At 65.3% G+C, this 25654-nt stretch carries 23 protein-coding genes; 18 read left to right on the top strand and 5 right to left on the bottom strand.

Features of this window, described 5'->3' with window-relative positions; translation table 11 throughout:
* The first annotated feature begins 3 nt into the window (after positions 1-3).
* On the top strand, positions 4-1527 hold the full coding sequence (locus tag ABGN05_RS06870) for a DHA2 family efflux MFS transporter permease subunit (RefSeq protein ID WP_367953268.1): 1524 nt from the start codon (positions 4-6) through the stop codon (positions 1525-1527).
* A 5-nt stretch (positions 1528-1532) separates the two neighbouring features.
* Here ABGN05_RS06870 and ABGN05_RS06865 read toward each other — a convergent pair whose 3' ends face one another.
* A complete protein-coding gene (locus ABGN05_RS06865) occupies positions 1533-1928 on the bottom strand; it encodes a tryptophan 7-halogenase (protein WP_367953267.1) in 396 nt (131 codons plus the stop codon).
* Positions 1929-2119: 191 nt separating this feature from the next.
* Here ABGN05_RS06865 and ABGN05_RS06860 point away from each other — a divergent pair, with 191 nt between their 5' ends.
* From ABGN05_RS06860 to mobA, 4 genes are all read left to right on the top strand, one after another.
* Positions 2120-2845: a pentapeptide repeat-containing protein gene (locus ABGN05_RS06860; protein ID WP_367953266.1), complete on the top strand. Its 726-nt coding sequence runs from the start codon at positions 2120-2122 to the stop codon at positions 2843-2845.
* 108 nt (positions 2846-2953) lie between these two features.
* The gene (locus ABGN05_RS06855) at positions 2954-4543 is read left to right on the top strand and encodes a peptide chain release factor 3 (protein ID WP_367953265.1); all 1590 of its coding nucleotides are present in this window, start codon (positions 2954-2956) and stop codon (positions 4541-4543) included.
* A gap of 196 nt (positions 4544-4739) precedes the next feature.
* Positions 4740-5873 (top strand): adenylate/guanylate cyclase domain-containing protein, encoded by a 1134-nt coding sequence (locus ABGN05_RS06850; protein WP_367953264.1) that lies wholly within the window; start codon positions 4740-4742, stop codon positions 5871-5873.
* Positions 5863-6495, top strand: a complete 633-nt coding sequence (gene mobA, locus ABGN05_RS06845; RefSeq protein ID WP_367953263.1) for a molybdenum cofactor guanylyltransferase MobA — start codon at positions 5863-5865, stop codon at positions 6493-6495. Before ABGN05_RS06850 ends, mobA begins: the two co-directional genes overlap by 11 nt.
* 26 nt (positions 6496-6521) lie before the next feature.
* On the opposite strand, the gene ABGN05_RS06840 is transcribed toward mobA, so the two are convergent.
* Complete coding sequence (locus tag ABGN05_RS06840; RefSeq protein ID WP_367953262.1) at positions 6522-9125, bottom strand: bifunctional diguanylate cyclase/phosphodiesterase; 2604 nt, start codon at positions 9123-9125, stop codon at positions 6522-6524.
* 145 nt (positions 9126-9270) lie between these two features.
* Complete coding sequence (locus ABGN05_RS06835; protein ID WP_367953261.1) at positions 9271-9879, bottom strand: helix-turn-helix domain-containing protein; 609 nt, start codon at positions 9877-9879, stop codon at positions 9271-9273.
* Between the two features lie 148 nt (positions 9880-10027).
* Here ABGN05_RS06835 and ABGN05_RS06830 point away from each other — a divergent pair, with 148 nt between their 5' ends.
* Positions 10028-11167, top strand: coding sequence for an NAD(P)/FAD-dependent oxidoreductase (locus tag ABGN05_RS06830; protein ID WP_367953260.1), 1140 nt, complete (start codon positions 10028-10030; stop codon positions 11165-11167).
* A gap of 145 nt (positions 11168-11312) precedes the next feature.
* Positions 11313-12290, top strand: coding sequence for a complex I NDUFA9 subunit family protein (locus ABGN05_RS06825; protein ID WP_367953259.1), 978 nt, complete (start codon positions 11313-11315; stop codon positions 12288-12290).
* A 16-nt stretch (positions 12291-12306) separates the two neighbouring features.
* Here ABGN05_RS06825 and ABGN05_RS06820 read toward each other — a convergent pair whose 3' ends face one another.
* The gene (locus ABGN05_RS06820; RefSeq protein ID WP_367953258.1) at positions 12307-13113 is read right to left on the bottom strand and encodes an undecaprenyl-diphosphate phosphatase; all 807 of its coding nucleotides are present in this window, start codon (positions 13111-13113) and stop codon (positions 12307-12309) included.
* 173 nt (positions 13114-13286) lie between these two features.
* On the opposite strand from ABGN05_RS06820, the gene ABGN05_RS06815 reads away from it, so the two are divergent.
* The 9 genes from ABGN05_RS06815 (at position 13287) to ABGN05_RS06775 (ending at position 23844) form a co-directional block, all read left to right on the top strand.
* The gene (locus tag ABGN05_RS06815; RefSeq protein ID WP_367954331.1) at positions 13287-13979 is read left to right on the top strand and encodes a glutathione S-transferase family protein; all 693 of its coding nucleotides are present in this window, start codon (positions 13287-13289) and stop codon (positions 13977-13979) included.
* The gene (gene queG / locus ABGN05_RS06810) at positions 13979-15151 is read left to right on the top strand and encodes a tRNA epoxyqueuosine(34) reductase QueG (RefSeq protein WP_367953257.1); all 1173 of its coding nucleotides are present in this window, start codon (positions 13979-13981) and stop codon (positions 15149-15151) included. The genes ABGN05_RS06815 and queG overlap by 1 nt, the downstream gene beginning before the upstream one ends.
* The gene (locus ABGN05_RS06805) at positions 15148-16026 is read left to right on the top strand and encodes an SDR family oxidoreductase (RefSeq protein WP_367953256.1); all 879 of its coding nucleotides are present in this window, start codon (positions 15148-15150) and stop codon (positions 16024-16026) included. The genes queG and ABGN05_RS06805 overlap by 4 nt, the downstream gene beginning before the upstream one ends.
* Positions 16027-16167: 141 nt before the next feature.
* Positions 16168-17172, top strand: a complete 1005-nt coding sequence (gene mepA, locus ABGN05_RS06800; RefSeq protein WP_367953255.1) for a penicillin-insensitive murein endopeptidase — start codon at positions 16168-16170, stop codon at positions 17170-17172.
* Between the two features lie 101 nt (positions 17173-17273).
* Entirely contained in the window at positions 17274-17693 is a 420-nt protein-coding gene (locus ABGN05_RS06795; protein ID WP_367953254.1) for a methylglyoxal synthase, read from the top strand.
* 5 nt (positions 17694-17698) lie between these two features.
* A complete protein-coding gene (locus ABGN05_RS06790) occupies positions 17699-18739 on the top strand; it encodes a glucokinase (protein ID WP_367953253.1) in 1041 nt (346 codons plus the stop codon).
* Between the two features lie 185 nt (positions 18740-18924).
* Positions 18925-20706 carry an ABC transporter ATP-binding protein gene (locus ABGN05_RS06785; protein WP_367954330.1) on the top strand — a complete coding sequence of 594 codons (1782 nt, stop codon included), beginning with the start codon at positions 18925-18927 and terminating at the stop codon, positions 20704-20706.
* Positions 20703-21518 carry a 4-hydroxy-tetrahydrodipicolinate reductase gene (dapB, locus tag ABGN05_RS06780; protein WP_367953252.1) on the top strand — a complete coding sequence of 272 codons (816 nt, stop codon included), beginning with the start codon at positions 20703-20705 and terminating at the stop codon, positions 21516-21518. The genes ABGN05_RS06785 and dapB overlap by 4 nt, the downstream gene beginning before the upstream one ends.
* A 136-nt stretch (positions 21519-21654) precedes the next feature.
* Positions 21655-23844 carry a malate synthase G gene (locus tag ABGN05_RS06775; protein ID WP_367953251.1) on the top strand — a complete coding sequence of 730 codons (2190 nt, stop codon included), beginning with the start codon at positions 21655-21657 and terminating at the stop codon, positions 23842-23844.
* Between the two features lie 48 nt (positions 23845-23892).
* Here ABGN05_RS06775 and ABGN05_RS06770 read toward each other — a convergent pair whose 3' ends face one another.
* Positions 23893-24327: a DsrE family protein gene (locus ABGN05_RS06770; protein WP_367953250.1), complete on the bottom strand. Its 435-nt coding sequence runs from the start codon at positions 24325-24327 to the stop codon at positions 23893-23895.
* 136 nt (positions 24328-24463) lie between these two features.
* Here ABGN05_RS06770 and tsaB point away from each other — a divergent pair, with 136 nt between their 5' ends.
* Positions 24464-25144 (top strand): tRNA (adenosine(37)-N6)-threonylcarbamoyltransferase complex dimerization subunit type 1 TsaB, encoded by a 681-nt coding sequence (gene tsaB, locus ABGN05_RS06765; protein ID WP_367953249.1) that lies wholly within the window; start codon positions 24464-24466, stop codon positions 25142-25144.
* Entirely contained in the window at positions 25144-25638 is a 495-nt protein-coding gene (locus ABGN05_RS06760; protein WP_367953248.1) for a GNAT family N-acetyltransferase, read from the top strand. The genes tsaB and ABGN05_RS06760 overlap by 1 nt, the downstream gene beginning before the upstream one ends.
* Positions 25639-25654: the final 16 nt, after the last annotated feature.

Genomic DNA, 25654 nt, shown 5'->3' with positions numbered 1-25654 from the left:
ACGATGGAAAATTCCTTCACCGAGGTGCCGCATCGCGGGCTGATCACCCTATCGATCATGCTCGCCACGATCATGCAGGTGCTCGACACCACGATCGCCAACGTCGCGTTGCCGACGATGACGGGCGATCTTGGCGCGAGCCAGGACACCATCACATGGGTGCTGACGTCCTATATCGTGGCCGCGGCGATCATGACGCCGGTCACCGGCTGGCTCTCGGACCGGATCGGCCGGCGCGAACTCTTCCTCGTCACGATCGTCGGCTTCACCGTCTCCTCCATGGCCTGTGGCCTGGCCTGGAACCTGGAGTCGATGGTGCTGTTCCGGGTGACCCAAGGGCTCTTCGGCGCCGCGATCGTGCCGCTTTCCCAGACCTTCCTGCTCGACATCAATCCGAAGGAACGCCACGGCTCGGCGATGGCCATGTGGGGCGCCGGCATCATGGTCGGCCCCATCATCGGCCCGACGCTCGGTGGCTGGCTCACCGAGACGCTCGACTGGCGCTGGGTCTTCTTCATCAACCTGCCGGTCGGCATCATCGCCTTCCTCGGCTGCGCCGCCTACCTGCCGCGGGTGGCCAAGCGGCTTCGCGGGTTCGATTTCTTCGGCTTCGCCATGCTTTCGCTGGGCGTCGGAGCGCTACAGCTCATGTTGGACCGGGGCGGCGAGGTGGACTGGTTCTCGGCCGCCGAGATTTGGATCGAACTCGGCCTGTCGATCACCGGATTCTGGATCTTCGCGATCCACCTGCTTACCGGCAGCGAGACCTTCATCGATCCCGCGATCTTCCGCGACCGCAACTTCGTCACCGGCCTCGTCTTCATCTTCATCGTCGGCATCATCCTGCTGGCCAGCCTGGCGCTGCTCCCGCCGATGCTGTCGCGGCTGTTCGACCACTCGACCATCCGCACCGGCCTGGTCATGGCGCCGCGCGGAGTCGGCACGATGATCTCCATGATCCTCGTCGGGCGGCTGGTGCGGATCGTCGACGCACGCCTGCTGGTCGTGGCCGGCCTCGCTCTGACGGCGTGGTCGCTGCACGACATGACGGGCTTTTCGCCCCAGATGGACGACCGGCTCATCATCGTTTCCGGCGTCGTCCAGGGGCTCGGCCTGGGGCTGGTCTTCGTGCCCCTGTCGACGGTTGCCTTCGCCACGCTCGAACCGCGGTTCCGCACCGACGCCGCGAGCCTCTTCAGCCTCGTGCGCAACATCGGTTCGTCGATCGGAATTTCCGTCGTCACCGTCATGCTCACGCGGAACGTGCAGGTGAACCATGCGGAATTGTCGACCGCCATCAACCCGTTCAGCCCGGCATTGCGCGCCATTTCGCCGGCCGCGGCCAACGGTGATCCCGCTGCGCTGTCGCAGATCGACCAGCTCGTGAACGCCCAGGCTCTGATGATTTCCTACATCGACGATTTCAAGCTGATGATGATCGTCACGCTGTGCGCCATTCCACTGGCCCTGCTCCTGCGCAAGCCGAGGGCCGTCGCCGCCGCTCCGGCCGCAGCCCACATGGACTGACCCTGCTACTGGTGCGCCCGAGCCGGCTCGATCTTTCGGCCGAGCGTCCGTTCGATCTCGGCCTTGGCTTCGTCCGGCGTCCGGAAATGGTCGGAGTAGACATAGCCGCAGCCGATCCGGTCCTGCGTCGAGATCGACCACATCCAGCCCGCCTCCTGCGCCAAAGCAAGCGTGAAGGGAGACATCTCCGACCCGTCCTCGTGGTCGAGCCAGAACGGCATGGCGCGGTTTACCGGCAGCGTCGACCGGTAGGAGACCCATTCTGCGCCCATCTCGCCGCAGATAAGCCTTCGCCTGAAACCGGTGCAGTCGATAAAGAAATCACCCGCCGCTTCGCGGTTCCCGTCGAGCAGGAGGGCCTCGATCCGTCCGGTTTCGGCATTCTTGCGGGCGCCGACCAAAAAATGGATCGGTCTCGGAAAGGGCGCTTCATCGCGCCGGTTCCCCGGACAGACGCGGTCCGAACCGCCTCGCGGTCGCGGCACCTACTCCATCCCGAGCGATGGGCAGCTTCCGGTTGGTGCCGTTTGCATGTATGAGACGATGGCGAACGGCGGCCGGTGGGACCGCCGATAGAACGGGATCGTTTGCCATGCCCCACGCAGAGGCCTCGACGTCGTCGGGAGCAGGAGTGAAGGCCGGGTGGTTCGCCGTCCTGCTGCTGGCGCTTGTCTACCCCGGCGCTTCCGCGATGGCGGCGGACTGCAAGAGCATGCCCGCTCCGCAGGTTAACTGGGAGGATTGCACCAAGAGCAATATCGTCATGAGGGGGGCGAAGCTCGGGGGCGCAACCCTGGCCGGTGGCGACTTTACCCTGACCGACCTGCGCGACGCGGATCTGCGGCAAGCCGACCTCCAGAAGGCCACCCTGGTGCGTTCCTCGCTCGCCGGCGCCAATGCGGCGGGTGCGAACTTCGGACGGGCGGAGGCCTATCGGACGAGCTTCGCCGGAATGCAGGCGGACGGTGCGAGCTTCGCCGGCGCGGAACTGCAGCGCGCCGATTTCTCCGGCGCGATACTGGCAAACGCGAATTTCGAGAAGGCGGAGCTCGGACGCGCCAGTTTCGAGAAAAGCCGCCTGGGGGGAGCGCGCTTCACGCTGGCCAACCTTTCGCGCGCCAACTTCGTCGGTGCCGAGTTGGACGGCGCAGTCGATTTCGAGAACGCCTTCATGTACCTGACGAGGATCGAAGGTCTGGATCTGTCGTCCGCCAGCGGTCTTGCCCAGGCGCAGGTAGATCTCACCTGCGGCGACGGCGATACGAAGCTCCCGGCCGGACTTTCGCCTTCCGCTTCCTGGCCCTGCACGTTCGACTGACCTCCCGGCCGCGCACCGGCCGACGCGAATGATGCCCCCGCCAAATTCGCGTTCGACAGTCCTTTTCCGCCCCGCTATAAGCCCGCGCAATCAACGGACATCGCAGACATGACGGAAGCCATAGAAAAGGCGGTCGCGCGCCGCCGCACCTTCGCGATCATTTCGCACCCCGACGCGGGCAAGACCACGCTGACCGAAAAGCTGCTGCTTTTCGGCGGAGCGATCCAGCTCGCCGGCGAGGTCAAGGCCAAGAAGGACAAGATCCAGACGCGTTCCGACTGGATGAAGATCGAGCGCGAGCGCGGCATTTCCGTCGTCACCTCGGTGATGACCTTCGAGTACGGCGATCACGTCTTCAACCTGCTCGACACACCGGGCCACGAGGATTTCGCTGACGACACCTACCGCACGCTGACCGCCGTCGACAGCGCGGTCATGGTCATCGACGCGGCCAAGGGCATCGAGCCGCGCACGCTGAAGCTGTTCGAGGTCTGCCGGCTGCGCGACATACCGATCGTCACCTTCGTCAACAAGATGGACCGCGAGACGCGCGATCCGTTCGAAATCCTGGACGAGGTGGAGGAGAAGCTCGCGCTCGACACCGCGCCAGTCACCTGGCCGATCGGCCGCGGCCGGAGCTTTGGCGGCACCTATCATCTGGCAGACAATGCCATCCGTCACGGCGACGCCGACAAGGACTGGATCAAGGTCAACGGCCCGCAGTCGGAGCAGGTATCGGGCATGCTCCCGGCCAACGAGCGCGACGCCTTCGTAGAGGAGATGGAACTGGCGCGCGAGGCGTGCCGGCCCTTCGATCTTTCCGCTTTCCGCGACGGGCATCTGACCCCCGTCTTCTTCGGCTCGGCGCTGCGGAATTTCGGCGTACGCGATCTCATCGAGGCGCTCGGCGCCTGGGCACCCAGTCCGCGCGACCAGGAGGCCGACACGCGCACCATCCATGCGACGGAGGACAAGATGACCTCCTTCGTCTTCAAGATCCAGGCCAACATGGACCCCAACCACCGCGACCGCATCGCCTTCGTCCGGGTCTGTTCGGGCAAGCTCGAGCGCGGCATGAAGGCCAAGCTCGTGCGCACCGGCAAGCCGATGAGCCTGTCCGCGCCGCAGTTCTTCTTCGCCCGCACCCGCGTGACCGCCGACGAGGCCTTCGCCGGCGATGTCGTCGGCATCCCCAACCACGGCACGCTCAGGATCGGCGACACGCTGACCGAGGGCGAGGAACTCCTGTTCCGGGGGGTTCCGAATTTCGCGCCGGAAATCCTTCGCCGCGTCAGGCTCGGCGATCCGATGAAGGCAAAGAAGCTCAAGGAGGCGCTGCAGCAGATGGCGGAGGAGGGGGTCGTCCAGCTCTTCACGCCCGAGGACGGCTCTCCGGCGATCGTCGGCGTCGTCGGCGCGCTGCAGCTCGACGTGCTCAAGGAGCGGCTCGATGCCGAATACGGCCTGCCGGTCGATTTCGAAATGGCCCGGTTTTCGGTCTGCCGCTGGATCTCGGCGGATTCGCGCGCCGAGCTCGAGCGTTTCGTCGACGCGCACAAGGGCGACATCGCCCGCGATCTCGACGGCGACCCGGTGTTCCTCGCCCCGCACGAATTCGGGCTTAACTACGAGGCCGAGCGATGGAAGATGATCCGTTTCGCGGCGATCAAGGACTATCAGGTGCGCGAGGCGGCGTAGGCCCACTCGTATCAAAGCCGGTGACGCTCCATCAACGGACTTCCCGGCCCCGCGCTTGCCGCGGCTGTTGGTCCTCCCTTGCCGGCCGTGGTATCTAGCCGGCTGAGGCATCCGGATGATTTCGACCACCAAAGTCGCCAGAACCAGGAACGCTGCCGTTCGACGCGAACGGAGCCGGCAGGTCGATTCCCGCGCCGTGGAATCGCTCGTCAACTGGATGATCGACGGTGCGCGTCCGAGTGCCAGCGCGCATACCATCATTGACGGCATCTGCCGCCGGCTGGTGGCGGCCGGTGTTCCGATCGACCGCTTCGCGCTCTTCATCAACACGCTGCATCCCAACGTCGCCGCCCGCCGCTTCACCTGGACGGCGGCGGACGGCGTGAAGATGGGGGAGGGGGCGATCGGCCTCTTCTCGGAGGACCAGTACATCAGGAACCCGCTGCCGACGGTGACCGCCGGACAGGTGACCATACGTCGCCGGCTGACCGACCCCGATGCGCTGGCCGAGTTCATCATCCTGGGCGAACTGCGGGCCGAGGGTTTTACGGACTATCTGGCGCAGCCGCTGATCTTCACCACCGGTGAAACGCATGCCGCGACCTTCTCGACCAAAGATCCTGACGGATTCTCCGAACCGCAGATCGAGGCGCTCGAACGCGTTCAGAAACCGCTGGCCCGCCTCGTGGAGGTCTACCTCCTGCGGCTCAATGCGGCTTCCATCTTGTCGACCTATGTCGGGCGCGGCGGCGGCGAACAGATCCTGCAGGGACGCGTCCATCGCGGCGACGGGGAGGAGATCGACGCGGTGATCCTGTTCACCGACCTCATCGGGTTCACGGAACTTTCCAACCGGCTCTCGGGGCCGCAGATCGTGACCATGCTGAACGATGCGTTCGATATCGTCGTGCCGCCTGTGGAGGCGCATGGCGGCGAGATCCTGAAGTTCCTCGGCGACGGTTTCTTCGCGATCTTCCCCTTCGGGAAGTCGATGCGCCTCGAGGAAGCGACGAAGGCGGCCAGCGAAACGGTCCTGGAAGGAGAAGCCAGGCTCGCCGAGTCGCGGGTCGGAGAAACGGTCGCCTTCCGATCCGCCCTGCATGCCGGACGGTTCCATTACGGCAACGTTGGCGGAGCCAACCGGCTGGACTTCACGGCGATCGGCCGCCCGGTGAACTACGCCGCGCGGCTGCTTGCGGCGGCATCGGCGCTGTCGTTACGACGCGTCGCCTCGGCGGACATCGCGGGATTCCTATGCACCAGCCCTGAACTCGTCGCGGAAGTCCCGTTCAAGGGGTTCGAGGGCCCGCAGAAGATCTATGTCTACTAGCGTCGGCGAGGCAGTGGTCGGCGTCATCCTCGCCGGCGGCATGGCGAGTCGCATGGGCGGCGGTGACAAGCCGCTGTTCACCCTAGCCGGACGCCCAATGCTCGACAGCGTTCTCGAACGCCTTGCCCCGCAATGCAGCCGGATGGTGCTGAGCGCGAACGGGGACCCCGCGCGTTTCGCGAACTACGGGCTGCCCGTCGTCGCTGATCCGGTCACGGGTTTCGTCGGTCCCCTCGCCGGGATCCTCGCGGGGATGGACTGGGCGGCGCGGGAACTCCCGGCCGCGGAGTTGATCGCGACCGTACCTGGCGACTGCCCGTTCCTGCCGCGCGATCTCGTGTCGCGCCTGTCCGAAGCACGGCGCGCGCAGGTCGCAGACATCGCGCTGGCCGCGTCCGGTGGACGGACGCATAATGTCGTGGGCCTCTGGCCCGTCGCTCTGCGCGACCACCTGCGCCAGGCGATCGTCGCGGAACGTCTGCGCAAGGTCGCCCTGTGGACCTCCCGCTATCGCACCGTGTCGGTGCCATGGGTCGAGGGGCCTATCGATCCGTTTCTCAACGTCAATTCGCCCGGCGATCTGGAAGAGGCGGAGCGCCTGGCGCGGATGCTTGAGAGCTGACCGTCGGTCCCGGACATGGGACGGCGTCAGGAAGCGCGGCGCCAGCGCCGGCTAGTAACGAATTCGGAGAGTTCCCGCGACGGCATCGGCCGGGCGAATGCATATCCCTGCAGCGCATTGCAGCCGAGCTTGTTCAGAATGCGCGCATGTTCCATCGTCTCCACGCCCTCGGCCAGGACCTCGATGCCCAGCGACTTGCCGATCTCGATGATCGAGCCGACGAGCTGGCACTGCGCGCGGGACTGCGAGATGGGCAGCACCAGTTGCCGGTCGATCTTGAGCCGGCTGGGCTTCAGCTTCATCAGGCTGACGATCGATGCATAGCCCGTGCCGAAATCGTCGATTTCGATATCGATCCCGAGTTCCTTGATGAGATCGACGTTCCAGGCGACCAACTCGTCCTGCTCGTCCAGGAAGATTGATTCCACCAGTTCGAAGGAGATGCGACCGGGCTCGATCGCCAGTTCGCGCAGGCTACTGACCAGTTCCTCGTCGTGCAGCCGCCGCGCCGACACGTTCACCGAAGCCTTCGGGATCGCCAGCCCGCGTGCGTCCCAATCCTTCAGATCGGCGAGCGTCTGCTCGAGGATGATGCGATCGATGACGTCGACCACGTTGAGTTCCTCGGCGATCTTCATGAAGGCGGAAGGCTGGAGAAGGCCTTCCGTCGGGTGCTCCCATCGGGCAAGCGCCTCGACACCGACGATTTCCAGCGTGTCGGAATCGAATTGCGGCTGGTAGTGGGCGACGAACTGCGTCTTTTCGATCGCCGACAGGATGTCGTCGGCGACCCGCTTGGTGGTAACGATTTCCGTCCGCAGCGCGTCGTTGAAGAACTGATAGCGATTCCGTCCCCTGCTCTTGGCCCGGTACAAGGCGATGTCCGCGTGTACCAGGAGCTGCGTCGGATCAGCGTAGGAATCGGTGTCGCTGGCGATGCCGATGCTGACCCCGAACCGGCACTCGTGGCTTTCGTAGGGGACAGGACGCTGCATTTCCGCAATCAGGCGCTCGGCCAGGTCCGCGAGATAGTGCGTCCCTTCCTCTTCGCCCGCCCTGGTGCGGCGGCACACGATCACAAACTCGTCCCCGCCTACTCGCGCCACGAAATCGCCGCTTCGGACGCAGCTTCGCAGGACTCCGGCGGCATGGACGAGCATGGCGTCGCCTGCCGAGTGCCCCAGAGTGTCGTTGATCTGCTTGAATCGGTCGAGATCGATGTGCAGCAACCCGGCCGTCTCGATCCCGGCACCGAACAATGCGGCATGTTCGGCAAGCACGTGGTCGAGGTAGCGGCGATTCGGCAGTCCCGTCAGCGCATCATGGAGGGCGATGAACTCGATCCGTTCCTTTGCTGCGACCAGTTCCCGGTTGCGCGCCTCGGTGAGCGTGTTGGCGCGCTTGAGTTCGTCGTTCAGGGCAGCGTCGGCCGATACGTCCCAGTTGACCCCCACAATCCGGGCAGGTTCGCCGTAATCCCGGTACACCGCACCGATCGCCCGGATATGGCGGATTTCGCCGCCGGGCAGGACGAGGCGATATTCGGACAGATATTTCCCGCTCACTTCGATCGCGTCGCGAAACTCCTCCTTCGCCCGGTCGGTGTCCTCCGGATGCAGGCGCCGCGCCCAGGACGTGTAGTCCCGCGGCTCGCCGTCCGCCGGATAACCGTAGATCTCGTTCATACGGTCGTCCCAGAACAGGCTCCTGGACTCGATATCCATCTCCCAGACACCGACCTTCGAGGTGTCCAATGCCAGTCTGAGCCGCCGGGACAGGCGAGCGAGCTGCATTTCGCGGCGATGAAGTTCTCCGATGTTCCGCTGCCGTTCTTCCATGAGACGACCGCTTGCGAAGATCGGCACGAGGATGAAGGCGCCTCCGATGAACATGACGGCACGGAGCCACCAGACGTTCGGGGGCGAGGAATCCCAGCCGCCTTTCGGGATCGCGGCCATGCGCCAGCCCCCCGACGGCAGTTCGACGTCGAGCTCGACCGGATTGTCCTGCGTGATCTGCCCGCTTCCGAAGAACCGCGTCCCGTCGGCGCCGAGAGCATCCGTGCCGGTGATCGCGATTTCGATCGAGAGGTCCGAAGCATTTAGACCGCTGTCGGCGTAAAGGCGGGGAACGTCGATGACGGCCGATACAATGCCCCAGAAGTGGCGGTCTTCCGGCTCGTCGACGAAGACTGGAAAGCGGGCAACCAGTCCTTTCCCTCCCTGGACGAGATCGAGAGGGCCGGCGAGCACGAGTTCGCCGGTGTCGCGGGCACGAAATGCCGCTTCGCGTTGCGGTTTCGATTCCCTGTAGTCCAGCCCGATTGCGCGCTCGTTGCCCTCGATCGGATACATCATTGAGATGACGAGATCAGGCGCCGCTGCGATGTTTCGCAACTGCGACCGCTCCGCCATCAGCTTCGCGGCGAGCAGCGAGAACCCTTCCTGATCGATGTCAGGATTGGCCGACAAGGTGGCCACGAGCCCACGCACCAGCTGCACATTGCCATTGATGTTGCCTTCGAGCCGGGCGCGAACCAGGCTGGCTTCGTTGAACACCTTGGCGCGGAGCTCGCGTTCGAACACCTGCTGGTTCTGGTATTCCGCGAAGATGCCCGCCGCGATGATCACGACGAATGCGATTGCTGCCGTGGCATTGGCCGGGCGGCGGACCAGGGTCGAAAATTTCGAAGCGCACGCTCGCAACGTTGAAAACAAAACCCGGGAGCCTTCTCCTGCCTCAACGGGAAAATAGGCGGGAGACCTTAAATTTGCCTTAGACGGCTTCGGGAGGAACCACCGCGACCGCTTCCTGCGGCTCCGCGGCTTGCCCGGCATCCCTCGATCGGGTGCAGACCACGAGGATGCGTGCGTCCTGCGGCCCCGCTGAAGCGTAGAGGTGGCCGCGGCTCGAATCGAAATAGAGGCTTTCGCCGGTCCCGAGAGTTACCGGCGAGCGGTTCTCCAGATGAACGGTCACGCTTCCTGCGAGCACGATCAGGAATTCCTCGCCGGCATGGCTGACGAAACGATCGAAGCGCATGCGTTCGAATGGCTGGAGCGTGCCCAGCATCGGCGTCATCGCCTTGCCCCGCAGTTCCGGAAACAGCATCTCGTAGGAATAGTTTTCCGTCACGTGAAGCCGGAATTCGTCCTCGCGCGCGATGGCGACCTCGCCGGGCCGGAACCGGGAGCCATGTTCGGAAAAGAGTTCCATCAGGTCGATGCCCAAACCGTCCGCCAGCTGGCTGAAACGGTCGTAGGTCAGGGCCATCAGGCCGCGTTCGACCTTGGACACGGTCGAGACGGCGAGCCCCGAGAGTCGCGCGACGTCGCTCAGCGTGAGCCCGCGACCGCGCCGGAGCTGCCGCAGCCTTTCTCCCATGCGCACTCGCCGGTCCGCCGCGTCCGTCCGTCGTGGAGCCTGTTGATCCATCCGCTCAAGGTACGAAGGCCAGCACGGTTCGTCCATCTCATTTTCCGATCGGAAAATCTCTGCTAGTGCTTGGTCTTCCAACAGGGGAGTTCGGCCATTGGCGGCAGCATCTGTCGAAACATGCGATATTCTCGTCATCGGCGCGGGGATGGCCGGGGCATCGGTTGCTTTCGAACTCGCTAGGAAGCATCGCGTGATACTGGCCGAGCGTGAGAGCCAGCCGGGATATCACACGACCGGACGCTCCGCGGCGCTGTTCTCCGAGACCTACGGGCCGCCACAGATCAGGGCGCTGTCGCGCGCATCGAGGGCTTTCTTCGACGGCCCCCCGGCCGGTTTCACATCTGACCGGATCCTGTCGCCGCGTGGCGTGCTGACGGTTGCTCGCAGCGATCAGGTCGAGGCGCTCGAACGAGAGTATTCATCATTTCCAGTGGGGGAAAAGGTCCGACGCGTGTCCGCGGCCGAGGCATCGAAACTGATGCCCTTGCTGCGGGACAGCTACGTCGCCGGTGCGATCCACGACACGAGCGCACGCGACATCGACGTCCATGCGCTCCACCACGGATATCTTCGCCAGTTCCGCGCCGCGGGCGGAAGGCTTGCGACCGATGCGGAAATCCTCGGCATCGAACGGGATGCGGGAGGTTGGCGCATCCACACTCGCGATCTCGACATACGGGCCGATATCGTCGTCAACGCCGCCGGCGCATGGGCGGACGCGATCGGCGCGCAGGCGGGCGCGCACCCGATCGGGCTCGTGCCGAAGCGCCGTACCGCGCTCATCGTCGCCGCACCGGACGGCGCTGCGATCGGCCAGTGGCCGATGGTCGTGGATGTGGACGAGGAGTTCTACATCAAGCCGGATGCCGGACGCTTCCTCATGTCGCCCGCCGACGAGACGCCCTCCGAGCCATGCGACGCCCAGCCGGAGGAGCTGGACGTGGCCATCTGCATCGACCGGATCGGGACGGCATTCGATTTCCCGATTCACCGGGTGGAGAACAAGTGGGCGGGCCTGCGGAGCTTCGTGGCGGACAAGACCCCCGTGGCGGGATTCGATCCCCGCCTGCCCGGATTCTTTTGGCTGGCGGGGCAGGGTGGCTACGGTATCCAGACCGCGCCGGCTTTGTCGCGTTTCGCCGCCGCCCTGGTGGGTGGCGAGACCCTGCCGGGCGACATCATCGACGAGGGGCTCGATCCGCGGGCGCTTTCTCCCGCCCGTCTCCAAGCCTGAAGGAGGGATTTCCGCGCGCATCGTGCCGCGGCGAGGATCGCTTCGCCACGCTTTGCCTTTGGTGCGAAACCGACTATGACATCGCTGACTTGCCCTGCCAGGTTTGGCGGGAACGAACGGCCGGAATTTTGACGGGGATTTTCCGATGGCGCTGATCGCATCCACGCCGAAGATGGTGACGGTTTTCGGAGGCTCCGGCTTCCTCGGCCGGCACGTCGTGCGGGCCCTGGCACGGCGCGGCTATCTCGTCCGCGTGGCCTGCCGCCGGCCGGATCTCGCGGGACACTTGCAGCCGTTGGGCAATGTGGGGCAGATCCAGGCCATCCAGGCCAATCTGCGCTACCGCTGGTCCATCGAGCGCGCGCTGGCCGAATCGGATCATGCCGTGAACTGCGTCGGCATCCTGGCCGAAAACGGACGCCAGACCTTCACGGCAGTGCAGGATTTCGGCGCGCGCGCGATCGCCGAAGTGGCGCGCGCGAACGGGATCGGCATGACCCAGGTCTCCGCTATCGGGTCAGACGCGGTCTCGGAGTCCGGCTACGCGAGGACAAAGGCAGCCGGCGTCGCTGCGGTCATGGAAACCGTCCCGGAAGCGGTCGTGCTGAGACCGTCGATCATGTTCGGACCCGAGGACAGCTTCTTCAACCGTTTCGCGGAGATGGCGCGTTTCTCGCCGGCGCTTCCGATGATCGGTGGCGGCCAGACAAAATTCCAACCCGTCTATGTCGGCGATGTGGCGGAGGCCGTGGCGCGCGCGGTGGACGGCAAGGTCGCGGGCGGGAAGGTCTACGATCTGGGCGGCCCGGAGGTGCTCAGCTTCCGCGAGTGCATGGAAATGATGCTGGAGGTGATCGAGCGCAAGCGATACCTCGTCACCATTCCCTGGTGGCTGGCCGACCTCCAGGCGAGCGTCCTCCAGGTCCTGCCCGGCTCGCTGCTGACCAGAGATCAGGTGAAGCAGCTGAAGGTCGACAATGTCGTGTCGGAAGACGCCATCCGAGAGGGGCGCACGCTGGAAGGCATCGGGATAAGGCCGCAGTCGTTGGAGGCGATCCTGCCGACCTATCTCTGGCGCTTTCGCCGCGCGGGCCAGTACGCCACCGGAAACGTTCAGTATTGAGCGACGCGAACCGCCGTCAGCCCCAGATCAGGAGCGCGGCCATCCCGGCCACGCCCACGATGATCCGCCACCAGCCGAACAGGCCGTAGCCGCGCCTGGAGACGAAATCGAGCAGCGAGCGCACGACGAAGACGGCGACCACGAAGGACGCCAGAAAGCCGACGGCGATGAGCACCGCGTCGTCCGGCGACAGGATGTTGCGGTTCTTGTAGAAGTCGTAGGCGAAGGCGCCGGCCATGGTCGGCATGGCGAGAAAGAAGGAGAACTCCGCCGCCGAGCGCTTGTCGGTCCCCATCAGGAGGGCGCCGACGATGGTGGCGCCGGAGCGCGAGGTCCCGGGGATCATCGCGAGGCACTGGAACAGGCCGATCTTCAGGCAGAGGCCGAGCGGGTAGTCCATGATGTCGCGATAGATCGGCTCCCGCTTCCAGCTGTCGACCCACAGGAGCACGACGCCGCCGAGGATCAACATCACGCAGATCAGCATCGGCGTCTCGAACAGCACGGTCTTGATGAAGTCGTGCGCGATGACCCCGATCACGACCGCGGGAAAGAAGGCGACGAGAATGCCGAAGACGAAGCTTCGCGTCCTCGGGTCGCGGGGAAAATCAACGAGGAGCTTCCACAGCCGCGAGAAATAGACGGACAGGATGGCGAGGATGGCGCCGAGCTGGATCAGGACCTCGAAGGCCTTGCCCGTCGATTCGAAGCCGAGGAAATGGCCCGCCAGAAGGATATGGCCGGTCGAGGAGACCGGGATGAACTCCGTGAGGCCCTCCAGAAGGCCGAGCAGGAGCGCTTCCACGATGCTTTGCTGTTCCATTCGGATTTTCCGTTCGCGCCGGCCGCGCAGGGGGCATTGCTTGTCATGATGCCCAAGTCCCCCTATAGGTCTGCACCGCCTTCGCTCAGGCAAGACCGGGTGGCTTCGAGCGCCGCCGCGCTTCTAGCGCCGCCGCCGCGAAAAGGCCACAGGGATGACCATTGTCCGGGACCATGCTGACCCTTTTCCATCACCCTCTCCTTGCCTCCTGCCGCTTCGTGCGGCTGTCGTTCGGCGAATTCGGCGAGGAACTGGCGCTGATCGAGGAGAAGCCGTGGATGCGCCGGAAGGAATTCCTGGCGCTCAACCCGGCCGGAAGCCTGCCGGTCCTGCTTGCGGAAGGTGACACGCCGATCGTGGGAGCCAGTGTCATCGCGGAGTACATCGACGAGACCCGTGGGGCGCTGAAGCGCGACAAGCGCCTGTTCGCCGAAGATCCGTTCCTGCGTGCCGAAGTTCGCCGGCTGGTCGAGTGGTATCTCGGCAAGACCGATTCGGAGGTGACACGGCATCTCGTGAGGGAACGTGCCTTCAAGCCGATGATGTCGTCGGTGCAGGGCGGCGGCTCGCCGGATTCCGCGGCGATCCGGGTCGCGCGCGGAAACCTGAAGCCGCATATGAAGTATACCAACTGGCTCGCCGGAACCCGTCACTGGCTCGCCGGATCGAGGATCAGCTACGCGGACCTCGCAGCCGCCGGCGCTCTTTCCGTTCTGGACTATCTCGGCGAGATCGAATGGCGCGAGTATCCGGAGGCGCGCGAATGGTATGTGCGCATCAAGTCACGGCCGTCGTTTCGCCCGCTGCTGTCGGACCGGACGGCCGGGCTTTCGCCGGTATCGCATTACGCGGATCTGGATTTCTGATGTCTCCGACCGCCGCGCAGGCCGATACTGGCCGGCTGCGGGCCTTCATCCAGAGCGAGGCGGCGAAGGCCGGCTTCGACGTCGCCCGCGTGACCCATCCCGCCGCCACACCGCACGCACCGGAACGTCTGTCGCAGTTCATCGAACAAGGCCGGCACGGATCGATGCACTGGCTCGCCGAGACCGCACAGCGCCGGGCTCAGCCCGCCCGGCTCTGGCCGGACGCCCGGAGCATCATCATGCTGGGGATGAACTACGGCCCCTCGCACGATCCCCTGTCCGTCCTGTCCCGACGCTCCGCCGGAGCGATCTCGGTCTATGCCCAGAACCGCGACTATCACGACGTGATGAAGGGCAGGCTGAAGCTCGTCGCCTCCAAACTCGCCGCGCGGACGGGGGCGGGCGTCAAGGTGTTCGTCGATACCGCGCCCGTGATGGAAAAACCCCTGGCGGAAGCGGCCGGTCTCGGCTGGCAGGGAAAGCACACCAACCTGGTGAGCCGCGACCTCGGTTCCTGGCTGTTCCTCGGGTCGATCTTCACCACGGCGGAACTGCCGTCGGACGAACCAGAGCAGGATCACTGCGGATCGTGCCGCGCGTGCCTGGATGTCTGCCCGACCGATGCGTTTCCCGCCCCCTATCAGCTCGACGCGCGCCGCTGCATCTCCTACCTCACCATCGAAAACAAAGGGCCGATCCCGCGCGAGTTCCGCGAAGCGATCGGCAACCGCATCTACGGCTGCGACGACTGCCTCGCCGTCTGCCCGTGGAACAAGTTCGCGCGGGCCGCTTCGGAAACGAAGCTGGCCGCAAGAGAAGACCGGAGGGCGCCAGCACTTGCCGCGCTGCTCGAACTGAACGATGCGGCGTTCAGGGAGATGTTTTCGGGTTCGCCGGTCAAGCGGATCGGACGCGACCGCTTCCTGCGCAACGTGCTGATCGCGGCCGGCAATTCGGGAGATGCCGGGCTGGCGGACCGATGCGGGCAACTGATCAACGACCCGTCCACGCTGGTCCGCGGCGCGGCGATATGGGCCTGCGGGCGGCTGCTGGCGCCGGAGGATTTCGAGCAACGGCATGCGGGTCGCGTGATCGATCCGGAGGATGAGCGGGAATGGGAATGGGCGCGGGGGATGCAGGCATCACGGCGGACCGAGAGACTGGACGCATGAGGGTTTTCATCTTCGGCGCGGGCTATTCCGGCAGTGCCTTCGCCCGCCGGATCCGGCACCAGGCGGAGTGGATCGTGGGAACCACCCGCTCGCCGGACAAGTTCGAGCGACTTTCAGATGCCGGCATGAAGCCGCTGGTCTTCGACGGAGAGAACCTTTCCGGTGAGGCTGCCGACGCGCTCGCCCGAACGACGCATCTCGTCGCGTCGGCTGCTCCCGGCCCTGGCGGCGATCCGGTGCTGGCGGCTGCCCGCGACATTATCCATAGCGCCATGCCGGACCTGCGCTGGATCGGGTACCTTTCGACGGTGGGGGTCTATGGGGGGCACGACGGGGCATGGGTGCATGAGGATTCGGAGTGCCGGCCGGGTTCGCAGCGGTCCCAGGCGCGCGTCTCAGCCGAGGCGGAATGGCTCGCCCTCGGCGAGGAGATCGGAATTCCCGTCGCGGTGCTTCGGCTTTCCGGCATCTACGGTCCGGGCCGCAACGCGCTGGTCAACCTCTCCAAGGGCACGGCAAAGCGTGTCATCCGCGAAGGCCAGGTTTTCAACCGCATCCACGTCGAGGACATAGCCGGTGCGCTGGAACATCTGGCGGCCAGGCGGCTGGGCGGCGTCTTCAACGTGACCGACGACGAACCCTCGCCGCCCCAGGACGTCGTGACCTTCGCCGCATCCCTGATGGGCATTGAACCGCCGCCGGAAGTCCCGTTCGAGGAAGCCGATATGTCGCCGATGGCGCTGAGTTTCTGGGGCGACAACAAGCGGGTTTCCAACGCCAAGATCAGGCGGAGCGGCTTCGGTTTCGCCTATCCGGACTATCGCGTGGCGCTGTCGCGCATGTGGGCCGATGGCACCTGGACAGGCGCGGACTGAGCGGGGAGTGTTTCCCGGCTTCGCATACACGGTCGGTACTTGATGCTGACCTCGACGTTCAAGTCGCTTGCAGTTAAGGAATCGTAAACCAGCCAGGAACCATCGTGGGGTTCCGGCCGGAGAGAACGAGAAGGACCAGTCATGCGGTCTCTGAGATATCTCGCAGTGCTTGGCGGATTGTTGCTTCCGCTGATCGCCGGCTATGCGGCCGCCGCGGAACCACTCGCAAAGACGCTCTTCGGATCGAAGACGCTGCCCAGCGCCACCGCGCCGCAGTCGTTCGGTTTCTACAGCAAGGGATGCCTCGCGGGCGGTGTGGCGATCGCCGTCGACGGGCCGCACTGGCAGGCGATGCGGGTTTCGCGCAACCGCCGCTGGGGCCATCCGGCCATGATCACGCTCCTGGAGAAGCTTTCGCGCGAAGCGGCGCAGGACGGCTGGCCGGGGCTTCTGCTCGGCGACATTTCGCAGCCGCGAGGTGGCCCCATGCTGACCGGCCATGCCTCCCATCAGATCGGGCTCGACGCCGACATCTGGTTCACGCCGATGCCGAACCGCCGGTTCACGACGAACGAGAGGGAAAACGTCGGCGCACGTTCGCTGATCAAGGATGGGAGCCTCAATGTCGACGACCGTCTTTGGACGCCCGCGCATGCCGCCCTTCTGAAACGCGCCGCGGGATATGGCGAGGTCGAGCGTATCCTCGTCCATCCCGGCATCAAGAAGAAGCTCTGCGATACGGTGACCGGCGATCGTGCATGGCTGGAAAAGGTCAGGCCGTTCTGGGGTCACGATTCGCATTTCCACATCCGCATCGGATGCCAGCCCGGCTCCGACGGATGCAAGCCGCAGCGCGACACCACACCCGGCGACGGCTGCGACGGGTCGCTCGCGTGGTGGTTCACCGAAGAGCCCTGGCGCCCGAACAAGAACCCAGATGCGCCCAAGGCACGCGACATCATGACCCTGGCGAGTCTGCCACGCGCCTGCCGGCAGGTGCTGGAAGCGCCGTCTCCGGTGTCGGAAGCCGCCGTCACGGTCGGGGGTCCCCGCTACGTCGCCACTATGCCCGCAACGGCCAACGCCTTCCTGCCGACGCCGCCCGGCCGTGAAATCCCGGTCCCCTGGCCGCGCCCCGACCCGTGAGATCGTCCTTGGCAAGCGCTTTTTGCCGGCGGCGGCGTTGCGGCGCCACCTGAACCGTTTTAGGAAGGCGCAACGACAGCCTGATCTCCGCGGGACCCAAAGTGCCGGAAAGATTGTGTCTCGCCCTGATTGCACACGACCAGAAGAAGGATGACATCGTCTCCTTCGTCCGCTCGCATGCGGTCTTTCTGGAGGGTTGCATCATCTACGCCACCGGCACCACCGGCGGGCGCATCGAGGAGGCCTGTCCGGTGCTCGACGTGACGCGAATGAAGAGCGGTCCCCTCGGCGGAGACCAGCAGATCGGCGCCCTGATCGCGGAAGGCCGTATCGATGCGCTCATCTTCTTCGTCGACCCGCTGACGCCCATGCCGCACGACGTCGACGTCAAGGCTCTGATGCGGCTGGCGATCGTCCACGACATTCCCATGGCGCTCAACCGCGCGACCGCTGAGATCGTCTTGGATCGGATGGGTGGGCCGGCGGAGCATGAACGGTATCTGTCGGCGGAGCGGGGCTGAACCGGATGGCACAGGCGAGCGACGACACGATCCTGAAGTTCCCGATCCTCATCGGCGACATCGGAGGCACCAACGCGCGATTCGCGCTGCTGATCGATTCCTATGCCGAACCGCGCGAATTCCCGATCGTGCAGACGGCCGACTATCCGAACATCGATGAAGCGATCCAGGCTTGCATTCTCGACCGGACGTCGATCATGCCCAAATCCGCGGTTCTGGCCGTGGCGGGACCGATCGACGGCGACGAGATCGACCTCACCAACTGCGACTGGGTCGTGCGCCCGCTCGAAATGTCCAGATCGCTCGGGCTCGAGGACATCGTGCTCCTCAACGATTTCGAGGCGCAGGCGCTCGCCGTCGTCGCGCTCGGCGAGGAGCACATGATCAAGATCGGCGACGGAGAGGCCGAGTCCGCCGCGAGCCGGATCGTGCTTGGCCCGGGCACCGGTCTCGGCGTTGCCGGGCTGATCCACGCCCGCCGCACCTGGATCCCCGTTCCCGGCGAAGGCGGACACATGGATATGGGGCCGCGCTCTCCCCGCGATTTCGAGGTGTTTCCCCATCTGGAGCGCATCGAGGGGCGCATATCCGGAGAGCAGCTTCTGTGCGGCCGCGGCCTGGTCAACATCTACCGCGCCATTGCCAAGGCCGACTCCAGACCCGCTCACTTCACCACGCCGGCCGAAATCACGACCGCCGGACTGGCGCAATCGGACGACGTGGCCGAGGAGGCGCTGTCGATGTTCGTCACCTGTCTTGGCCGTCTGGCCGGCGACCTGGCGCTCGTCTTCATGAGCCGCGGCGGCGTGTATCTCACCGGAGGCATCGCGCAAAAAATCGTCAACGCGTTGCAGCATCCTCGTTTCCGTGAAGCATTCGAGGACAAGGCGCCCCACAGCGCGCTGCTGCGCGCCATGCCTGTCTACGTCATCACCCATCCGTTGGCCGCGCTTGCCGGCCTCGCCGCCTACGCCCGCACGCCCATGCGCTTCGGTGTCGAAACGGAAGGCCGCCGCTGGCGATCGGGCCGAAGAGCCGCCACCTGAAACGGCGCGATAATCGGCACTGTTGCGCTCAGGCCATAGGCATATCATACGCGCGGCGTTAAGACGCCCCGTGCCTTCGTGCCAAACCGCGTGGAAAAGCGCTGCGATCGGACCGGGAATTGAATCCGAAGGAAAAAGCCAGCCCGACGACCCGACCGGATGAGGTGATCGCGCTCATTCGCCGGATGATGCGCGAGAACGGACGCGAGTACGTCTGGCACTACGTCTTCGCCATCGCGTGCCTCGTGCTTGTCGCCGGGACGACGGCCTTCACTGCATGGATCATGAACGATGTCATCAACAGCATCTTCTATGAGCAGCGCTACGATCTCATCGCCGTAATCTCCGGAAGCATCGCCGCGGCATTCGTCATCCGCGGTCTGGCGAGTTACGGACAGGCGGTGCTTCTGGCGAAGGTCGGAAACAATCTCGTCGCCCGCTATCAGAAGCGCGTCTTCGACCATCTGATGAAGCTCGGGGTGGATTATTTCGCCGATTTGCGATCGGGCCAACTGGCTGCCCGCATCAACGAGAACATCGCCGGGGTCCGCGACCTCCTCAACATCACGATTACCTCGATCGCCCGCGACGCCATTTCGCTGGTGGCCCTGATCGGCGTCATGGTGTTCCAGGATCCAATGCTCTCGCTGATCGCCTTCGTGATCGGGCCGCCGCTCATCTTCACGGTCAATCGGCTCATGCGCAGGCTGAGGCGCGTCACCCGCGAATCGGTCGAGTTCAATTCGCGGCTGATCGGCGCCATGCAGGAGGCCACGCAGGGCGTCGCGATCGTCAAGGCCTTCACGATGGAGGAGCAGCTTTCCACCAAGCTGTCGGCGCTGATCGCCAGCGCCGAGGTGCGCGCCAACAAGATTGCCCGGGTGTCGGAGCGCACGACGCCGATCGCGGAGATCCTCGCGGGTTTCGCGATCGCAGGCGTGATCGCCTATGCTGGCTATCGCTCAGCAGTGGCGGGGGAGCCTCCGGGCGCGGTCTTCTCCTTCATTGCGGCGATGCTTCTCGCTTACGACCCCGCGCGGCGTCTGGCCAGGGTGCAGGTGGGGCTGGAAAGGTCCCTGGTCAACGCCCGCATGATCTATGAGATACTCGACATCGTCCCGGCGCAGCGAGACCCCTTGGATGCAGTGGACCTATCCGTGCGGGAAGGCGAGATCCGGTTTGCCGACGTCCGCTTCGGCTACGTGAAGGACCATCCGGTTCTCAACGGTGTCAGTTTCACTGCCGCCGCGGGCAGGACGACCGCGATCGTCGGCGCGTCCGGCGCGGGCAAGTCGACGATCATCTCACTGCTGCAGCGTTTCTACGACGTCTGGGACGGTTCGATCGAGATCGACGGGCAGAACATCGCGCACGTCACGAAGAACTCCCTGCGGCGCTCCATCGCCTACGTCTCGCAACAGCCCTATCTGTTCGAAGGAACGATCCGCGACAATATCCGCTACGGGCGCCCCGATGCGACGGACGCGGAGATCGAGGCGGCGGCGGTGAAGGCGCAGGCCGACGACTTCATCCGGGCCCAACCGATGGGCTACGACACGCCGGTCGGCGAGAACGGCATGTCGTTCTCCGGCGGTCAGCGCCAGCGGCTCTCGATTGCTCGCGCGATCGTAAGGAACGCGCCGATCCTCCTGCTCGACGAAGCCACGTCCGCCCTCGACAACGAGTCCGAGGCGCGCGTCCAGGAAGCGCTCGAGACGGTGATGAAGGGCCGTACCACCATCGTCATCGCGCACCGTCTCTCCACCGTCGTCAACGCCGACCACATCGTCGTCCTCGAAGCAGGGCATCTGATCGAGCAGGGCAGCCACGCCGCACTTCTCGCGAACCGCCACGGCGTCTATCACCGGTTCTTTCAGATGCAGAGCGGCCGGAGCCTGGATCTGGTGCACGATGCGGCTCAGGTGCCGGTCAAGCGCACTCCCGGCAAGACGCGGAGGAAGGCATGAGCGACATGAACCTCGTCGTGGTGGGCGCCGCCGGGCGTATGGGACTGACGCTCGTGCGCGCGATCCACCAGATCGAAGGTGCGCGGGTTGCGGCCGCGATCGAACGCCCCGGATCGGAGGCCGTCGGCCGCGACATCGGAGAACTCGCCGGCATCGGCAACATCGGCGTCGCGATCGGCGACGATCCGCTGCCGGCCTTCGCCAAGGCGGACGGCGTGTTAGATTTCACCGTGCCGAAGGCTTCCGTGGAATTCGCGGGCTACGCGGCACAGGCCCGGATCGCTCACGTGATCGGGACGACGGGTTGCTCGCCCGAGGACGACGCGGCAATCGAAGCCGCGGCGCGCCACGCGGCCATCGTGAAATCGGGCAACATGAGCCTCGGCGTCAATCTCTTGAGCGCGCTCGTCTCGCAGGCTGCCAAAGCGCTCGATGCTGGCTTCGATATCGAGGTTCTTGAGATGCATCACCGGCACAAGGTGGATGCCCCTTCGGGGACGGCTCTGATGCTGGGCGAGGCGGCGGCGAGCGGCCGTAAGGTCGATCTGCGCGACAACGCCGTGCGCTCGCGCGACGGACACACGGGGCCGCGCCCGCAGGGGTCGATCGGATTCGCCACCCTGCGAGGCGGTTCTGTGGTGGGAGAACACCAGGTGATTTTCGCGGGCGAGGGCGAGCGGATCGTGCTCGGCCATCTTGCCGAGGACCGCACGATCTTCGCCCGCGGCGCCGTGAAGGCGGCCTTGTGGGCGCGCTGTCGCAAGCCCGGGCTCTACTCCATGTTCGACGTTCTCGGGATTTCGGCCGCGTAGCTCGTCCGGTCCATCTCCGGACCCCGCCTCGGTCTGGAGATTGACGCCCGCGCTCCCTTGTGGTGAACGCTACCTGAAGGGGAACACGCGGTCCGGCTGGCGACCGCGACAGAGCTTTTGACCGGGAGAACGCTTCATGACCGACCGCATCGAGATCGACGGCCTTCGGATCGCGCGCGAACTGCACGATTTCATGGTCGGCGAGGCGCTTCCGGGCACCGGCGTCGATGCCGGAGAATTCTGGTCCGGCTTGTCCGCCATCGTCCACGATCTGGCGCCGAAGAACCGCGCGCTGCTTGCAAAGCGCGATGACATGCAGGCCAGGATCGACGCATGGCACCGCGAGAACGGCGCCCCTTCGGATCTCGATGCCTACAAGGCCTTCCTCTCCGAGATCGGCTATCTGCTGCCCGAAGGACCGGATTTCTCCGTCTCGACCGCGAATGTCGACCCGGAGATCGCAACCATCGCCGGGCCACAGCTCGTCGTGCCGGTGATGAACGCGCGCTATGCGCTCAATGCCGCCAATGCGCGCTGGGGATCGCTCTACGATGCGCTCTATGGCACCGATGCCATTTCCGAGGCCGACGGCGCGGAGAAGGGCAAGGCCTACAACCCGAAGCGGGGCGATAAGGTCATCGCCTGGGCGAGAGCGTTCCTCGACGAGAGCGCGCCGCTGGACGGCGCGTCCTGGACGGAGGCGAAGTCGTTCGATGTCGCCATGGGCCGCCTTGCCGTCACGCTGGTCGACGGACGCATGACCGGCCTCACAGATGGCGCCCAGTTCGCCGGCTATCTCGGCTCGCCCTCGGCGCCGTCGCAGTTCCTCCTGAGGAAGAACGGGCTGCTGGTCGAGGTGCTGATCGACGCGAGTTCCGCCATTGGCAAGGCCGATCCGGCCAATATCTCCGACGTCTGGCTTGAATCGGCCATCACCACGATCATGGATTGCGAGGATTCGGTCGCCGCCGTCGACGCCGAGGACAAGGTCGTCGTCTACCGCAACTGGCTCGGCCTGATGAAGGGAGACCTGACCGAGGAGGTCGCCAAGGGCGGCAAGAGCTTCGTCCGCAAGCTCAATCCCGATCTCGACTACACGGCGCCGGACGGCTCGACCTTCGAGGTGATCTGCCGCTCGCTGATGCTCGTGCGCAACGTAGGCCACCTGATGACCAATCCGGCCATCCTCGACCGCGACGGCAACGAGGTGCCGGAAGGCATCATGGATGCCATGATGACCGCCGCGATCGCGCTGCACGACGTCGGTCGTCCAGGCGGCCCGAACGGACGCCGCAAGAACAGCCGCGCTGGTTCCATGTACGTCGTCAAGCCGAAGATGCACGGGCCTGACGAGGTCGCCTTCGCCGTCGAGATATTCGCCCGCGTGGAGGATGTGCTGGGCATGGAGCGCAACACGATCAAGATGGGCATCATGGACGAGGAGCGCCGCACGACGGTGAACCTCAAGGCGGCGATCCGCGCGGCGAAGGATCGCGTGGTCTTCATCAACACCGGCTTCCTCGACCGCACCGGCGACGAGATCCATACCTCGATGGAGGCCGGCCCGATGATTCGCAAGGGCGACATGAAGCAGGCCGCCTGGATCCAGGCCTACGAGAACTGGAACGTCGACATCGGGCTGGAATGCGGCCTGGCCGGCCATGCCCAGATCGGCAAGGGCATGTGGGCCATGCCCGACCTGATGGCCGCCATGCTGGAACAGAAGATCGGACATCCGAAGGCCGGCGCCAACACCGCCTGGGTGCCGTCGCCCACGGCGGCGACGCTGCACGCCACGCACTACCACAAGGTCGATGTCGTGGACGTGCAGGCGGGGCTGAAGAAGAGGGGAAGAGCGAAGCTCGACGATATCCTGTCGGTGCCCGTTGCAGTGCGGCCGAACTGGACGCCGGAGGAGATCCAGAAGGAACTCGACAACAATGCGCAAGGCATTCTCGGCTACGTCGTGCGCTGGATCGACCAGGGCGTCGGCTGCTCGAAAGTGCCCGACATCAACGATGTCGGCCTGATGGAAGACCGCGCGACGCTGCGCATCTCCTCGCAGCACATGGCGAACTGGCTGCACCATGGCGTGTGCACGAAGGAACAGGTGATGGAGACGATGAAGCGAATGGCTGCCGTCGTGGATCGCCAGAACGCCGGCGATCCGCTCTACCGCCCGATGGCGCCCGACTTCGACAGCTCTATCGCCTTCCAGGCCGCCTGCGACCTCGTCTTCAAGGGGCGCGAGCAGCCGAACGGCTACACCGAACCGGTGCTGCATGCACGCAGGCTGGAACTGAAGGCGCGCGAACGGGCGGGCTGAGGCGCCCGGCGAGACAGGGCGCCGTCCGACGACCCGGTGCCGCCTCGGTCAGGGACGGACGTAGGACCAGCCCTGCTCCTGCAACTCCATCAGGCGAACCACGCCGGAAGGCACGATGTGCGCCTCCGAAAGCAGGGGAATGTCCTTGCCGGCCTTCTTCGTCATCGCCGCGAGCGTGTTGCCGCAGGCGGAAAACTCCACGTCCGGACTCTCCTTCGCCATCGCCGAGATGCGGTCCTTCACCGGACTATCGGCGACGTACATGTTGAGACCCGGCCCATAGGCGACGATCTCGATCGCCACGTCCTCGCCTTGCGTCGCATAGTAGGCCTTCACGTTCTGGGCATTGTTGAGAGCCAGGTTCATTACAGCCGGATCGTTCTGGTCGACATGTATGGCGAGCCTGTGCTCCGCCTCCTCCGCCTGCGCACAAAACGTCGTCAGGGCAAGCGCGACTACGGCGACGAAATGGAAAGTCTTCATTGCTTCCTCCCGGATTTTCATATGCAGCAAATCCAATACGTCCCATGGCGGAATTGCAAGGCGATTGCCGCGGCGGTCGAGACAGGCACTTTCGTAGCGCTTGTCCAAGCCCGGCCATTTGCCTAAGGGTCGAAAAATGAAGCTCCTCGCGATCGACACGGCCGCCGAACTCTGCGCCGCGTGCGTCTATGAAGGCGATTGCGCGCGCGAACTCGGCCGCCAAGTGCTCGACATTGGCAAGGGCCATGCGGAAACCCTCATGGGCGTCATCGAACGGGCGCTCGCGGCCGCGCAGACCGGCTACCATGATCTGGAGGGGATCGCGGTGTCGGTCGGACCGGGATCGTTCACCGGCGTCCGCATCGGCGTGGCCACCGCCAGGGGGCTGGCACTGGCGCTGAAGGTACCGGCGGTCGGCGTGACCACGCTGGCGGGGATCGCGCTCGAGGCGCGACAAACGTTCCCCGCGCGGAGCGTCATGTCCGTTCTCGACGCCAGGCGCGAAGAACTCTACGTTGCGATCTATGGCCTCGACGGCGCGGTCCTCGTCCCGCCGGCGATCATGTACGCGGAGGACGCGGCGCGGCTGGCGAACGAGCATGGGTTCGTCCTCTCCGGCTCCGGCGCGGATATCGTCCGCGATGCCGCGCGCGTTCCACTCGACATCGCCGGTCGAGAGCGGACGGCCGACATCGCCAGCTATGCCGCGCTCGCGGCGACCGGCGGTCTGGCTGCCGAAAAGCCCCGGCCGCTCTATCTTCGCGGCGCGGATGCCCGCCCCCAGGAAGGTTTCGCATTGCCGAGAAGGACCGCCTGATGCGGGTGCCCTTCATCAATGGCAGGAAGAGGGAGTTCCTGATCGATCCGCTCGCGGTCCGCGACACCACGGCGATGGCGCTGCTGCACCAGGAGGATTTCTCCAGGCCCTGGACCGCCGTCGAATTCGCCGGGCTTCTCGATCAGGAGCCGGTGTTCGGCTTCGCCGCGCGGGAAATCGGCCGCCCTGCCGCGCTCCCGGCCGGCTTCGTGCTCGCGCGCCAGGCGGCTGGCGAGGCCGAGATCCTGACAATCACGGTCGCGCGTTCCTTCCGCGGCGGCGGTCTGGGATGGGCTCTCATGGACGCCGTGTTGCGGCAACTCTATCACCAGCGAGCCGAAGCGCTCTTCCTCGAGGTCGACGAGACCAATCTCGCTGCCCTGGCGCTCTACCGGCGAATGCGTTTCCGGGAGGTGGCCAGGCGTCCAGCCTACTACGCGCATCCGGGTGCCGCGCCGACGACGGCCCTCGTCATGCGCCGCGATCTTCGCTAGGTCCACAGGGCGGAGC

It is taken from the genome of Aquibium pacificum, assembly GCF_040839445.1.
Classification (GTDB): domain Bacteria; phylum Pseudomonadota; class Alphaproteobacteria; order Rhizobiales; family Rhizobiaceae; genus Aquibium; species Aquibium pacificus.
The sequence above is the reverse complement of the archived record's forward strand: the minus strand, read 5'-3'. Positions and strand labels throughout refer to the sequence as shown.